The sequence below is a fragment of the Bradyrhizobium sp. Rc3b genome (assembly GCF_900114915.1).
In the GTDB taxonomy this organism is placed as follows: Bacteria; Pseudomonadota; Alphaproteobacteria; order Rhizobiales; family Xanthobacteraceae; genus Bradyrhizobium.
In genome coordinates, this window is record NZ_FOUS01000036.1 from 1 (window position 1) to 14,800 (window position 14,800).

Below are 14,800 nucleotides of genomic sequence, written 5' to 3' on the forward strand. Positions count from 1 at the left end.
GTCAACCAGGCCAGCCAGACCATCACCGGCACGGTGGGCGTCGCCGATGCCGGCGCCACCGTCACCATCCTGGATGGCACCACCACGATCGGCACGGCCATCGTGCAGGGCAACGGGACCTGGAGCACCACGGTCACGCTGAACCAGGGCGGCAACTCCCTGACCGCCCGGGTCAGCGATGCGGCCGGCAATACCGCAACCAGCGGCGCGGTGGTCTACACCCTCAGCACCACCGGTCCGACGGTGACCGAGGCCCTGGTCTCCGACACCGGCACCTCGGCCACCGACCACATCACCGCCAACCCGGCACTGAGCGGCACCGGCCTCGCCAACACGGTGGTGCATCTGACGATCGATGGTGTTCTCAGCACCGCTACGGCAACGACCGATGCGCAAGGGGCGTGGTCGTTTACGCCGAGCGGGCTGGCCGACGGATTACACACCATCGTGGCGAGCCAAACCGATACCTTTGGCAACACCGGCTCGGCGTCGCTGAGCTTCACCTTCGACACAACGGCGCCGACCGGCGGTGCACCGGACCTGACAGCGGGCTCAGACAGCGGTGCCTCGGCTACCGACAACATCACTTCGGCGACGTCGCCAAGCTTCACGGTGTCGCTGACCCCGACGGTTGCCATTGGCGATACGGTGCGGCTGTTGCTGGGCGGCTCGCCGCTGGCGCATCCGGTCACGCATGTGATCACGGCCGCCGACGTGACGGCAGGCAACGTTAATCTGACGGTATCCGCCGGCGATCTCGGAGCCGATGGCACCAAACAGATCACGGCGCAGTTCAGCGATCTCGCCGGCAACAGTTCGACGAGCGCAGCGCTGAGCTTCACGCTCGACACCACGGCGCCGACGGTCGCCATTACCAGCACCGGCGGACCCGTCAACCAGGCCAGCCAGACCATCACCGGCACGGTCGACGTCGCCAATGCCGGCGCCACCGTCACCATCTTAGATGGCAGCACCACGATCGGCACCGCCATCGTGCAGGGCAACGGCAGCTGGAGCACAACGGTCACGCTGAACCAGGGCGGCAACTCTCTGACCGCACGGGTCAGCGATGCCGCTGGCAACACCGCAACCAGCGGCGCCGTGGTCTATTCTGTCGGCGTGCCCGGCGCCATTCTCGGCGATGCTGGCGACAACACCCTGACAGGGACCGCCGGAAACGATGCATTCCAAGGCTTCGGCGGTAATGACACATTCAATGGTTTGTCGGGCGTTGATCGAGCGGTCTATGTCGACGCGACCGGGGGCATCACCGCCGATCTGACGGCAGGAACCGTGACGGGTCCGGGTGTCGGCACCGACACTCTGGTCGGCATCGAAGCCATCCAGGGCAGCAACTTTGCCGATCACTACTCGGCGGTCGGTTTCAGCGGCAATTCCGGGGTGCCTGGCACGCCGATCGGCTTCAACAGCTTCGAAGGCATGGGGGGAGATGACATCATCGCCGGCACGGTCAATCCTTCCGGCGAGATTCTGACCCGCATTTCCTATGTCAGTGCCACAGCGGCAGTGGTCGTTGATTTTGCCGCGGGAACGGCGAACGGCGATGCATCAGTTGGCAACGACACCTTCACCAATGTCAATTCGGTCATTGGGTCGGCATTTGGAGACACGCTGCGGGGCAGCGACAATCCGAACGGTACTTTCGAGCAATATGACGCTCGTGCGGGCAACGATCTGATCGATGGCCGCGGCGGCTACGATTTTGCCGTCTATAATAACGACGCCGCCACCACCACGGGCATAACCGTCAATCTTGCGGCCGGTACCGTCACTGGCGACGCGACGATCGGGACCGATACGCTGCGTTCGGTGGAAGCCGTCCGCGGCACCAACTTCGCCGATACTTACGATGCCACTGGTTTCAGCGGCACCAGCACCAATGCCGGATCGAGCGGCACCTTCAACAATTTCGAAGGCATGGGCGGCAACGATGGCATCATCGGCAACGGCAACACCCGACTCCAGTATACGCAATCAACCGCCGGCGTGACTGTCGATTTCCTCGCGGGCACTGCAACCGGCGATGCCTCCGTGGGTACCGATACATTCACCGGCGTCAACGCCGTCATGGGCTCGATGTTTGCCGACACCTTTTCTGGAAGCGGCGCCAACGAGAACTTCATGGGCCTTGCCGGCGATGATTTCATCGACGGAAAAGGCGGCTTCGACACGGCGCAATATGCCAACCTGACCTTCACGACGGGTGGGATCAGCGTTCACCTTGCAGCTGGAACGGTGACCGGAGATGCCTCGAGCGGCACCGACACCGTGCGTTCAATCGAAGGCATTCAGGGCACTAATTTTACCGACACTTATGACGCGACTAATTTCGGCGTCACCGGCGCTATCGATCCCGCGACCGGCCTTCCCTATGCCAATGTCGGCAACAATGGCACCTTCAATCAATTCGAGGGAATGGGCGGTAACGACATCATCACCGGCAACGGCAACACCCGGCTGACCTACGCCAATGCAACCGGCCCCGTGACGATCACTTTCGCTCTCAACGGCTGGACCAGCACCACCAGCGGCGCGTCGGGTACCGTGACCGGTGATGGGTCCGTGGGCACCGACACCTTCTCCGGTGTCGGCTCGGTGTCGGGGTCGTCATTTGCCGACACCATCACCGGCTCGAACAATCCAAACAACACCTCAGAGGAATTTGCCGGTCGCGGCGGCAATGACTTCATCGACGGTAAAACGGGTTTCGACAGGGCCTTCTACAACAACGATGGTTCGGCGACGGGTATTCAAATCGATATGGCTTCGGGCGTGGTGACCGGCGACGCCGCTGTCGGAACGGACACCCTCCGATCCATCGAATCGATCCGCGGAACCGGCTTCGCCGACACTTATGTCGCGACCAATTTCGGCGTCTCCGGCGCAAATGTCGGCGATTTCGGTAGCCTCAACGAGTTTGAGGGAATGGCCGGCAATGACACGATCACCGGCAATGGCAATACCCGCATCGCATACTACAATGCTCTCGATGGGGTGACCGTCGACCTCGCAGCCGGCAACTCCCACGGGACTGCCCCCGGTGACCTCGCAGGTGTCGGGACAGACACGTTCACCGGCGTGAATGCCGTCCGCGGTTCAGCTTTCGCTGACGTCATTCTCGGGGATGCCAATGCCAATGCCCTCGACGGCAGGGACGGCAATGATCGGATCGACGGCCGCGGTGGCGCCGATACCTTGACCGGCGGGAACGGCGCCGACACCTTTGTCTACGCCGATGGTGACGGAGCAGACACCATCACGGACTTTAACCGTACCCAAGGCGACACGATCGATCTGACAGGGTTGTCAGGCTTCTTCACGCTCGCAGATGTTCAATCGAAGGCAACGGTGAGCGGCGGCAACACCATCATCGATGTCGGAAGCGGGAATACTCTGACGCTGATAGGTGTAACAAGCCTCCAGCAGAGCGACTTCATCTTTCCCAACGCCACCAACGGCAGCTCGGGCTCGGATGTGCTGCTCGGAACGAGTCAAGCGGATGCAATTTCCGGCCTCGCCGGAAATGATCGGCTTCAGGGATTCGGCGGCAACGATCTGCTCGATGGCGGGGCCGATTTTGACCGCGCTGTCTATACCGATGCCACGGGCGGGATCTCCGTGAACCTTGCGGCGGGAACGGTATCCGGACCGGGAGTGGGTACCGATACGCTCGTTGCGATCGAAGCCGTGGTTGGCAGTGATTTTGCGGACACCTTCAATGCGACCGGTTTCGCCGGGGTCACCGGTACGCCCGGTACGCCGATCGGGTTCAACGAGTTCGAGGGCCGCGGCGGCAACGACACCATTCTGAGTGACGTGAATCCTTTAGGCGCGGCTCTGACGCGGGTCTCCTATGTGAGCGCCACCGCCGGTGTGACTGTCGACATCGCAGCCGGGGCAGCGGATGGAGATGGATCCGTTGGTCACGACACGTTTGTTGGCTCGGGGATTCTTGCCGTCTGGGGCTCTTCGTTCGCCGATACTCTGTTCGGAAGCAACAATGGATTCGGCACGGTCGAGGTGTTTGCGGGGTTCGCCGGCAACGACGTGATCGATGGCCGCGGCGGCTTCGACCGCGTCGACTATAATAACGATCCGACCACCACGTCGGGTATCACGGTTAGTCTCGCGGCTGGCATCCTGACGGGGGATGCCACGGTTGGTTCTGATACACTTGTGTCGATCGAAGCGGTCCGTGGCACCAAATTTGCCGATACCTACAACGCCGTCGGATTTAGCAGCACCAGCACGAACTCCGGCTCGCTCGGGACCTTCAACGAGTTCACCGGCGAAGGCGGCAACGACATCATCACCGGCAACGGCAACACGCGCCTCGGATTCAACAATGCGACCGCAGGCGTCGTGCTGGACATAGCAGCCGGCACGGCGACCGGCGACGCCTCGGTCGGAAGCGATACGTTCACGGGCGTAAATGCCGTCATGGGCACGATGTTCGCCGATTCCTTGTCGGGAAGCGGCATCAACGAGATATTTACCGGGCTTGGCGGCAACGACACGATTGACGGTCGCGGCGGCTTAGATACCGCAAGCTACAGCAACATCTATCTTTCGACCGGCAGTGTCACCATTGACATGGCGTCCGGCACCGCCACGGGCGACTCCTCGATCGGTACGGATACGCTGCGTTCGATCGAAGCCATCCAGGGAACCGTCCTTGCCGACACCTATGTGGCAACGGGATATGGCCTTGCAGGCGCTCTTAACGTCGGCAACAACGGCAGCTTCAACCAGTTCGAGGGACTTGGTGGTGACGATGCCATTACCGGCAACGGCAACACGCGTCTGATCTACACCAATGCAACAGGTCCCGTGACGATCACTTTCGGTCTCAATAGCTGGACCAGCACCACCAGCGGCGCGTCGGGTACCGTAACCGGCGATGCGTCGGTAGGCACCGATACCTTTTCGGGCGTTGGCTCGGTGTCAGGGTCGTCATTCGCCGATACCATCACCGGCTCCAACAATCCCAACGGTACAGCTGAAGATTTTGCCGGTCGCGGCGGCAATGACTTCATCGACGGCAAAACTGGCTTCGACAGGGCGTTCTACAACAACGACGGTTCGGTTTCAGGTATTCAAGTCGATATGGCGTCAGGCGTGGTGGCCGGCGACGCTTCGATCGGAACAGACACTCTTCGATCAATTGAGGCGATTCGCGGGACTAACTTCGACGATATTTTCATCGCAACCAGCTTTGGCACCTCCGGTGCAAATGCCGGCGATTTCGGTACCCTCAACGAGTTCGAGGGAATGGACGGCAATGACACCATTACCGGCAACGGCAACACGCGTATAGCATTCTACAATGCGCTGGATGGGGTGACTGTCGATCTAGCCGCCGGCAACTCCCATGGGACGGCCTCCGGTGACCTCGCCGGCACCGGGACAGATACCCTCACCGGCGTGAATGCCATCCGTGGGTCATCCTTCGCTGACTTCATTTTTGGCGATGGCGGCAGCAACACGCTGGATGGGCAAGCCGGAAATGACGTGATCCAGGGCCGAGCAGGTGCCGACACGTTAATAGGAGGAGCGGGAAGCGACCAATTCGTATTCGCTGCGGTCTCCGATTCCACGGTTGCAAGCCACGACACGATCAGTGATTTCGCTCATGGTACAGACATCATCGACACCTCGGCGATCGCGGGGGTGACGAGTGTCCAAGGCTTGCTCAGCGGGAGCGCCCAAGTCGCCGCGCACAGTATCGGGTGGATTCAGAGCGGCGCGAATACGATTGTCTACGTCAACAACTCGACCACAGCGCAGAATCAAGGGGCGGCCGATATGGAAATTGTCTTGACCAATGTAACCGCGAATATACTGACCAGTCAGGATTTTCTCCTCCACATCTAACGGTCAACGCTCAGGGGAGAACATCAGGGCTGGAATCGTCGACCTGCTGGATTTTTGCCAGACGACGCGAGGAGCTGACCCTTCAGGAAGCTCTCTTCTTTCATCGATGCAGGCAGGGAGCGCCGCACGCTTTGCATATGGCCTCGCCCATTTTCACGCGCGTCGGCTACTGGAACGAATCCATCGAGGCCAAGCCGTTCCGCCAAGGCTGCCAAGGACGGCAAGGACCCCAGCGAGCCTGCATGCCGACGACTATATGGTCTACGCCTTGCTCCAGCTCGCGCAGGACAGCCGAGCCCGCGACGTCATCGCGGACATGGTTGCGACGACGGGCTATGCCCGGCCGTCCGCGCCGGTCCCTACGCGATAGCGGCCAGCCAGGCGCGCTACATGGTCGAGCGCGGCGATTGGCAGGGCGCGGCCGCGCTGAAGGCCGAGCCGAGCCGGTTTGCCTATGTCGATGCGATCACCTGTTTCGCCCGCGCCCTTGGCGCCGCGCGCTCCGGCAATGCGGACGCAGCAACGGCGGACATCGCCAAATTGGCGGAGCTGCGGGACAAGCTGCAGCGGGACAAGGATGCCTATTGGGCGGAGATCGTCGACATTCAGCGGCAGGCCGCCACAACCTGGCAGCTCAATACCCAGGGAAAACAGGCCGAGGCGTTGGAAGCGATGCGCCTTGGCTTTGAGGCTCGTGGGTCCTCGGTCCAAAATTGGATCGCCATAAAATCAACCTGAAGAAGCCGCTGAGGATGGACGCCACGCAACGGCAATTCTGGTTCGGCCTCCGTATAATTACGGGCGGCGCTCGCCTCGCGTTGGGCTGTGGTTTGCGCCACAGCAATCGCATCACACCGAATTCGGGACACGCGAAATGGTTCGTTAGCTTTCCTGTGGCTAGCTGGGAGCGTGCCGATTACCGCCGATTGCGGCACATTGGAATGGGAATGCCGGCCCCGGCTGTTGACCCCATCCTGCGGCTGGGGCCGTTTTGAACTTTCGCAGCATCGTTCAAACCGGTCCACAACCATGCTTAGAGGCGTTGCTATCGCGCTATTTGGAATGGGCATCTTTTCGCAGCTTGATCGCGCGCTGTTCTATGGCCGCCATACTGACGCCGCGCTCAGGCTGATGCGGGAGATCGGCCGAGGCTTTGGACTGTAGCACCTGCCACATTGTGGAGCGCGGTCGAGGCGGTCCACGGAGCGATGGTGCGGTATTTCTTTGGTGTGTGCGGCGTTCCGCCCGAACCGCACGGCTCTAACCTCAGTTGATGATGCGGCTCCATACGGGCGAATGTTCGGCATGCCCCCCAATTCGCTTTGATCGATCCGGACGAAGGCCGTGTAGTACGGCGCATTCGTCTTCGGGCGCCCACGCAAGTGATTAATTGCCGCCCGCTGGCGGCGTGAGCACGCGGTGCTGCTTTTCAAGGATGCTTGAATGCGGTGAAGTGAGTGCGCCGTTTTGTCAGCGATAGCGAACAAAGGACGCAGCGCTTCAAACATGACGACCGCCATGCAACTCGTCGAACGATAGCACTCGATCACAGGCTTCTTTAGGGTTGTTCGATCAAGGGAGAGTTGCACCGCCCATCGCAACGCCACGGCCGACGCAACGGACTCGTCGCCTCATCGGTGATGGAGATGCTTCTATTTTCTGAGCGAAGCTTCCGCTTCCTCGTCACGCCGCAGCAAGCTATCGTGCAAGTGGTTCAGTCCCGAAACTCCAACGAGAGATAGGCCTTTGTCGCACACAGCGACCTGGTCCAGGTCCAAATCCGGCTTTCGGAGCGCCTATCTTCGTCGTACGATGCATCCCCCCAAAGCTCGGGGTGAACACGAGATGGCGCGAATTCCTCGGGGTGCAACGGTGCCCTGTTCGTCCCGCTGGTTCTCTGACGCAATCCGCGGGGATTGAACAGCACGTCGGCCAGCTCGATCGCACGTGCCGTCTCTTAGTCCGCCAGCGGACTGCTGTGATCAATTGGACCTGAGTGCATCTGCCCGTATCCATCTAGCGATGTTAGATCCAGAGATCAAAAGTCAGTTTCGATCGACGAAGCATTTGCCTAGTCCAGGACGTGGACGATGTCCAATCCTCGATCATTAGCTCCCGAGACAAATTCTAGCCGAGGTGTCAGCTACGTCGGTAGTCTGGTCGCAATCGGCGCCATCTATCTCGTCTTGGCCAAATGTGGGCTTGCTCTCGCGTCCATTCATCCCAGTTCAACGCCAATTTGGCCGCCGACAGGTGTCGCGCTGGCGGCGGTGCTGTTGGGGGGATATCGGACCTGGCCAGCAATTTTTGCGGCAGCGTTGATCGCAAATGCGACGACGGCGGGCTCGGTTGCTACCGCAATCGCGATTGCGGCCGGTAACGCTCTTGAAGCGGTTGTAGGCGCCTATCTCATTAATCGGTGGTCGAGCGGATGTAATACGTTTTCAACCCCCGATTCTGTCGCAAAGTTTGCGGTGATCTGCGTCGTCATCGCGACGCCGATCAGCGCCAGCATTGGCCTGACCAGTCTGACAATCTTCGGGTACATCGAACAGAAGAGTTTCGCCGACGCGTGGATCACCTGGTGGCTGGGAGATGTGACAGGCGCTCTGGTCATTACTCCCGTTATCGTGCTTTGGGCATCAAGCCGCTATCATGACTTCGAACGCCATGCGCTTCGGGAGACGGTCGGCGTCCTCACGACAGCGGCGGTTGTTGGACTCATTGCTTTCAGCCCCTTGATCGAGCAAACGCCCGGCCGAGATCCACTGGGTTTTCTGGCGATCTTGCCAATGTTGTGGGCGGCGCTGCGCCGCGGTCCTCGCGATACCGCGACGGTCGCCCTGATGCTTGCGGGCATCACGATCTGGGGCACGCTCAGGGGCGGCGGCCCGTTCACCACCACGGACCTTAACGCATCGTTCCTGCTGGTGTTGATGTTCTTGATCAGCATTACCGTTCCAAGCTTGTTGCTGAGCGCCGATGTCGAGGTACGCAAGAAAGCGGAGGAGCATCTGCGCCGCGCGCGCGTCGAACTCGAGCAGAAGGTTGCAGAGCGAACGCAAGAGCTGGAGCTCGCCAGTGCCGCAAAATCACGCTTTTTTGCCATGGCAAGCCATGATTTGCGGCAACCGTTACATGCATTAGGGCTGTTTGTTGCCCAGCTGCGCACGCCGCTCGAACCGGGGGAGCGGGCGAGGACGATCGAGCGGGTCGACGCAACGCGCAAGGAAATGGACGAAATGTTCAATTCGCTGCTGGACATTTCGAGAATCGATGCCGGGATGCTGAACCCTTACATGACCGAATTCCCGATCGGGCGCCTGTTGCAGAAAAGCGAGACGGCGTTTGATCAGGCGACGCGTGAAAAAGGCTTGCGCTTACGCGTCAGGCCAAGTGACGCCTGGGTGCGGAGCGACGCCATGCTGCTCGAACGCATACTCCTGAATCTGGTGTCCAACGCCGTACGCTATACGTTGCAGGGCGGGATCCTGGTCGGATGCCGTCGGCGCGGTGAAATGCTGCGCATCGAAGTATACGATACCGGTCCCGGCATTCCCGAGGATCAAAAGCAGAATATCTTTGGCGAGTTTTTTCAAGTTCCTGCTCCGGAGCAGAACCGGTCCGGCGGCCTGGGGCTCGGCCTTGCCATTGTCGACAGGCTTCGCTTGCTTCTCAACCATCCAATTGAGCTCGCTTCGACTGTGGGTCGCGGTTCGCGATTCACGATCCTGGTTCCGAAGGTCGACGAATGCGTCAGAGCTGCAGCGCCTGCCGACTTACCACACCCCGGTGCTCTTGCAGTCGACGGCAAGGCAATTCTTGTTATTGCCGATACTCCCATCGTGCAGGAGGGAACGGGCGGATTGCTCAGCAAATGGGGATGTTCGGTTCTTGCCGCCGGATCCGACGAAGCCGCACTGGTTCGACTTGCTGAGCGCGAACAACGCCCCGACCTCATCATCTCGGACTATCATCTCGCACGCGGGAAGACCGGAATCAGGGCAATTGAACAAATCAATGCGGCGTTTGGCTCGACGATTCCTGCCATTCTCATCAGCGGCGACACGGCAGCTGAACCACTGCGGGACGCCAAGGATCGAGGATACGTTTTGCTGCATAAGCCGGTCGACCCAATGCAGCTCCGCGCGGTCATGCACAAGCTGTTTAGGGATCACGATGGTGGGAGAGACGCCGGGACAGTTTCATGATCCAGATTTCGGCGGCCACTCCCAGTCCATTTTTCCGACCTTTATGATGGCCTCGGTGCGCGTCGCTACGCCGAGCGCCTTGAGAACGACCGTGATGTGATTCTTCACCGTAGGCACTGCCATATTGAGCATCCTGGCAATGACCTTATTGCTGTTCCCCTTCATCAGGAGCGCAAGTACTTCAATCTGCCGATCGGTCAACCCGAGCCCCTTGAGCCAGTCGGGCGTCACTGGCTTGGTTGCATGCCGTGGGCCCGCCGTCTTCTCCAGTATCTCCAACGGGATGTAAACTCCGCCGGAGAACACCAATTCAATAGCCTTGAGCATCACCTCGCGTTCCGTGGTTTTCGGAATGAAACCCAGCGCGCCGAATTTGAAGGCACGCCTGACTGTGTCTTGATCATCGGAGGACGAGAGAATGACGACAGCAGTCCTCGCATAGCGATCGCGCAGTTCGCTAAGGACGGAGAAGCCGTCGCGATCAGGCAAATTGATATCAAGCAAAATGAGGCTGATGTCGGGGTGCTCCTCGACGATGTGCATGGCCTCTCGGCCGCTCGAAGCTTCGAATATGACGGCTTCTGGCTTTAGTTGCTTCAGGACAGCGTGCAGCGCGGCCCGAATCAATGTGTGATCGTCAACGACAAGCACCTTCATAAAAAAGCTCTCCGTCTTCTGGCCGCGCGGAGATCAATGGAAAATCATACACCCACCTTCGAAATCGTCCATCTTCCATCTCGGCTCCGGCCGGTGGTTCGCCGACAGGTAAGAAGGGAGCGGACTACGTGAAGCGCGCAGCTCGCTGGGGCCCGCAGGACGGACGGTACCTTGGTCATAGGACCTAGGCACCTCTCTGTACCGACCTCGGGCCGATTTACAGGCTGCGGCGCTTGCACGATGATGACGACAGTCAGCCACTCTACCAGAGGGTTGTGCGCAGCCTGGCCATATCATCATTGTCGCAATTGCTGTCGTGGCCGGGTCGGTGTGAAGCAATTCTGGACTGCGGCGCTGTCAGAATCCCGCAGCGTGCTTTTTGTTGCATTCAGTTCCTCTCGAAGCCTGCGCGTACCCTGGACGAGGCAAGCCAATGCAGGATCGGACCGCATCCCCGAAGCTATTTGCGGGCGCTTTGCCGGAGCTTAAAGTCAACAGCCGCGACCTTCGCATTGATGCCTGCCGCGGCATCGCGCTCTGGTGCATCTTTCTTGATCATGTCCCCAATAACATTGGAAGTTGGCTGACGCTACGGAACTACGGCTTCAGCGATGCCGCGGAAGTGTTCATGTTCGTCTCGGGAGTCACCTGCGCGCTGGCCTACGGCAAAGTACGGAGTTGCGAGGGGTGGACCAGCGTGATCCGCCGGACCCTGCGGCGAAGTTGGGACATCTATGTCGCATTTCTGCTGCTGACGCTCGCCTGCGCCATCTTGGTTCACCTCGCAGGCGGGAACCGTCTTGCTGATGAGAGCAATACGCGGATTCTGTTGGACCAGCCGGGCTCGGCGCTCGCCCACGCAGCGATCCTGCAATACCGTCCGGTCAATACCGACGTATTGCCGATCTTCGTGCTTCTCCACCTCTTTTTCGCGCCGTTATTGTGGTTGCTGTTCCGAATGCCGAACGTGACGCTTGGCGCCTCGCTGGCGCTTTATGCGCTGGTGCAAATGTTCGGCTGGTCCATGCCGGCGTGGCCGAGCGGCCATTGGGCTTTCAATCCACTGGCCTGGCAGCTATTGGCGGTTCTTGGTGCCTGGATGATAATCGAGGGCGAACGAGTGCGCCCCTGGCTAACGTCTCGCACGGTGCTCGTACCTGCCGCTCTCTATCTGATCTTCAGCCTCGTCATCGCATTGAGCTGGAGAGTCAAGCCTTTGGAAGCGTTGATTCCCCAGGGGCTGACCAAATTGGCTTACCCGCCAGACAAGTCCAATCTCGATCCGTTGCGTCTATTGCATTTCTTGGCTCTAGCGGTTGTGGCGGTATGGTTCGTGCCGCCCAATCGGCAAGCCTTGACGAGTGCGGTGATGCGCGGCGCCATCCTCTGTGGCAAGCACTCGTTGCCAATCTTCTGCCTCGGCGTCCTGCTGACGCTCGCTAGCCTCCTGGCGCTGCTCGACATATCGGAAGGGCTTGCGATGCAGATCACGCTCAGCGTTGGCGGGATCCTCATGATGATCGTGGCAGCGACGCTTCTGAACTTGATCAAGATCACGCCCAGGCTGCAGCCGTCTGTTGCTCTGGCTGCGGGCGTGCACGTCCAGCCGGACGCCTGGGGCACCGTTGACTGGCGCCCCTTGGAGGCGTTCCGCCGAGGACTGCGCGAGCTCGGATGGGCCAGCGGCCGGAATCCCGTCATCAATTGCTGGTTCGCGGATAGGCAATCCCACCGGGTGTACCAGATGTTTGGCCTCGCAGACGGATTATTACAGCCGAAGGCGAATGTCGTCGCGGCGTCGCCGAAGCCTGCAGCGACGGTGGCCAGGAATGCAACAGCGCCCATTGCATCGGCGGAATATGGCGTTTGACACATCGGCACGGAAAAGTTCCGGCAGACCTCGAGCCGCTCAGAGAGATCACCGGGAGGTGAAGGACCGCGTTTCTTCGCGGCGTGAGGCGGAATGTTTCAGCAACGGGACTCGTACGGTTTGGTCGCCATCTTGCGTTCCGCCGTGCTGCTCATGGATCGAGCCATGTCCCCATGGTCACAGCACGCACCCGCAGCGGGCAGATTGAGCATAGGCCAGGAGCCGAAAGTCAGCTTTGGCATGCATCGTGCAAAAGCGATCGATGATTGGGGTCACCTTGTCACTGTAGCCGCGTTGCCAGTGTCCGAGCCCGTGCAGAGCGCTCTCCTGACAGGCAATCGAGTTGAGGTGAAGGATGCGCTCCATCGTGCGGAGCGCGCAATCGTGGAGAGTTGGCAGGTGCGGATCGTCGGCAAGAGCCAAGCACGGAAAGGCATCCCACCACATATAACAGACACAGTTTAGCGTCCCGGCATCGGCTTCGCTCAGGTGGGACAAACTGGGGGTGCACCGCGATTCGAACAATTTGGCAAAGAGTTCTGCGATGGACTTGACGCAGCGGATACGATCTTTGATGGGCACATCAGTTGAACAAAGCCATCTGTTATCGCCGCTTGCGCTGGTATTGACAAGGTAGGTTAAGCCTTGTGCGATTTGGCTGTCAGCAAATCCCTCTAGCGCGGTCTGCGGGTCTTCAAACAGCCGAGTGAGATAAGATACAGCTTCTGCTGGTGGCGGGTCCCACCAATCATGCTCAGGATCGAAGTACCAAGGTGCTTGCTGAAAGCGAACCTCGCGTCCAAATGCGTGCTCCAGCCAATCACGAAACGAGAGCGTTTGCAGGCGCATCACAAAAGCCGCCTCCCCGGAGGCATGAAACTCCCTAATGCTATGCCAGGTCCGGGATCACGCCAAGGCGCGAAATTTTTCAGGCAAATGCCTCCTTGCGATCAATAGCTGAATGAGATCGGTTCTTCACCTTGGGCCGATCGGCCAATTCGCCCATTCAGGCAGCTCCCGATTGTCATCCCGCTCGCGCGGCGCAAGGGGAGGCGCGCCACTGAAGCCCGCCGGATATATTTCCCTGCTCACGGCCACGCGAGTCCCTGTTCGCCAGCGAAAATTCCCTGCTCCGATGAGAGCCGGGACGCTCGGGATTTCTAGCAATTTAAGGTACTTCTCGCCAATTCTCGTTGCCAAGGCGGGGCCTGCGGTGGGCGCTTTTCCCTGTAAACTTCCCTGTTCGCAGGGAATTGGCGCGTTCGTGTTTGCCGCGGATGATGGCTGATACCACGCGCGGTTCAGGACCTCGGTCACGGTCCCGAGCTGGACGATGCAAATCAAGCGAGTTGAGAAACAAGCGTGACCAGCTCCGACTGGCGGTGCGCGCCCGTCTTCGAGAAGATCGACTTGAGGTGGTTGCGGGCGGTTTCGCGCGAGATCCGCAGGTGCTCGGAAGCGCTGGCGAGCGATGCGCCGGTTGCAAGCAGGGCGGCCAGGCGGGATTCCGCCGGGGTGAGATCGAAGGCCTGGCCGATCAGCGCCGGATCCGGCGCCGGGCGTGGAATGAGGTTGGACAGGATCAGCATGGCGCGGGCTCCGAGGAAGACGGAGCGCGCCGCCCCGTCCACCGGCAGGATCCGCAAGACGACCGGTGGCTTTGTCGTCCGGCGGATCAGGATCGGAGAGGCGGGGATGGCGGAGGCGTCCGGCGTGGAGCGCACCGCGCTGATCAGCTGATCGAGCCTTGTCATCGCATGCTTGTCGCGAAGGATGAGGCGCCGCTCTCTGATGCGGATCTCGTTGTCGAATCCCGTTGTCAATCGGCTTGCAAATTTGACCCCTCATCGGCGTCCAATTTTGACCCCTTCGTGCGGCGAGCTTTGCTGGTAGCGCTCGTCTCGTCGGAGCTGGCCGGGATAGCGGAGGCGAGACGAGCGCGGGTGGCGTGATCGTCGTCTCGGCTCTTGAACCGCCAGCTATCGTTGCCGGTCTCGACGATGTCGCAGTGATGGGTCAATCGGTCGAGCAGCGCGGTGGTCATTTTGGCGTCGCCGAACACGCTCGGCCATTCGCCGAAGGCGAGATTGGTGGTCACGATGACGGAGGCGCGCTCATAGAGCCGGCTGACGAGGTGGAAGAGAAGCTGGCCACCGGACTGGGCGAA

The 14,800-nt window shown here is 60.2% G+C and carries 8 protein-coding genes; 4 read left to right on the forward strand and 4 right to left on the reverse strand.

The window, feature by feature from the left end; translation table 11 throughout:
• The 3 genes from BM190_RS38860 to BM190_RS38870 form a co-directional block, all read left to right on the forward strand.
• A partial coding sequence (locus BM190_RS38860) for an Ig-like domain-containing protein (protein WP_092263263.1) occupies window positions 1-5,895 on the forward strand: 5,895 nt, incomplete at its 5' end.
• A gap of 390 nt (window positions 5,896-6,285) precedes the next feature.
• Window positions 6,286-6,633, forward strand: a complete 348-nt coding sequence (locus BM190_RS41525) for a hypothetical protein (protein WP_244550906.1) — start codon at window positions 6,286-6,288, stop codon at window positions 6,631-6,633.
• A 1,352-nt stretch (window positions 6,634-7,985) separates the two neighbouring features.
• Window positions 7,986-10,106 carry an MASE1 domain-containing protein gene (locus tag BM190_RS38870; protein WP_177237548.1) on the forward strand — a complete coding sequence of 707 codons (2,121 nt, stop codon included), beginning with the start codon at window positions 7,986-7,988 and terminating at the stop codon, window positions 10,104-10,106.
• On the opposite strand, the gene BM190_RS38875 is transcribed toward BM190_RS38870, so the two are convergent.
• Window positions 10,101-10,763, reverse strand: coding sequence for a response regulator transcription factor (locus BM190_RS38875; RefSeq protein WP_092263267.1), 663 nt, complete (start codon window positions 10,761-10,763; stop codon window positions 10,101-10,103). The two genes, BM190_RS38870 and BM190_RS38875, sit on opposite strands and share 6 nt — an antisense overlap.
• Window positions 10,764-11,196: 433 nt before the next feature.
• On the opposite strand from BM190_RS38875, the gene BM190_RS38880 reads away from it, so the two are divergent.
• Window positions 11,197-12,633 carry an OpgC domain-containing protein gene (locus tag BM190_RS38880; RefSeq protein WP_092263269.1) on the forward strand — a complete coding sequence of 479 codons (1,437 nt, stop codon included), beginning with the start codon at window positions 11,197-11,199 and terminating at the stop codon, window positions 12,631-12,633.
• A 177-nt stretch (window positions 12,634-12,810) separates the two neighbouring features.
• Here BM190_RS38880 and BM190_RS38885 read toward each other — a convergent pair whose 3' ends face one another.
• The 3 genes from BM190_RS38885 to BM190_RS38895 form a co-directional block, all read right to left on the reverse strand.
• Window positions 12,811-13,482, reverse strand: coding sequence for a hypothetical protein (locus tag BM190_RS38885; RefSeq protein WP_084675014.1), 672 nt, complete (start codon window positions 13,480-13,482; stop codon window positions 12,811-12,813).
• A gap of 491 nt (window positions 13,483-13,973) precedes the next feature.
• Window positions 13,974-14,387: a helix-turn-helix transcriptional regulator gene (locus BM190_RS38890; RefSeq protein WP_143109200.1), complete on the reverse strand. Its 414-nt coding sequence runs from the start codon at window positions 14,385-14,387 to the stop codon at window positions 13,974-13,976.
• A gap of 65 nt (window positions 14,388-14,452) precedes the next feature.
• The coding region (locus BM190_RS38895; protein WP_177237493.1) for an ATP-binding protein at window positions 14,453-14,800 on the reverse strand (348 nt) is incomplete at its 5' end.

Coding starts and splice junctions, on each gene's coding strand:
- BM190_RS41525 (WP_244550906.1), top strand. CDS start 6,286: ATGGTCGAGCGCGGCGATTGGCAGGGCGCGGCCGCGCTGAAGGCCGAG.
- BM190_RS38870 (WP_177237548.1), top strand. CDS start 7,986: ATGTCCAATCCTCGATCATTAGCTCCCGAGACAAATTCTAGCCGAGGT.
- BM190_RS38875 (WP_092263267.1), bottom strand. CDS start 10,763: ATGAAGGTGCTTGTCGTTGACGATCACACATTGATTCGGGCCGCGCTG.
- BM190_RS38880 (WP_092263269.1), top strand. CDS start 11,197: ATGCAGGATCGGACCGCATCCCCGAAGCTATTTGCGGGCGCTTTGCCG.
- BM190_RS38885 (WP_084675014.1), bottom strand. CDS start 13,482: ATGCGCCTGCAAACGCTCTCGTTTCGTGATTGGCTGGAGCACGCATTT.
- BM190_RS38890 (WP_143109200.1), bottom strand. CDS start 14,387: ATGACAAGGCTCGATCAGCTGATCAGCGCGGTGCGCTCCACGCCGGAC.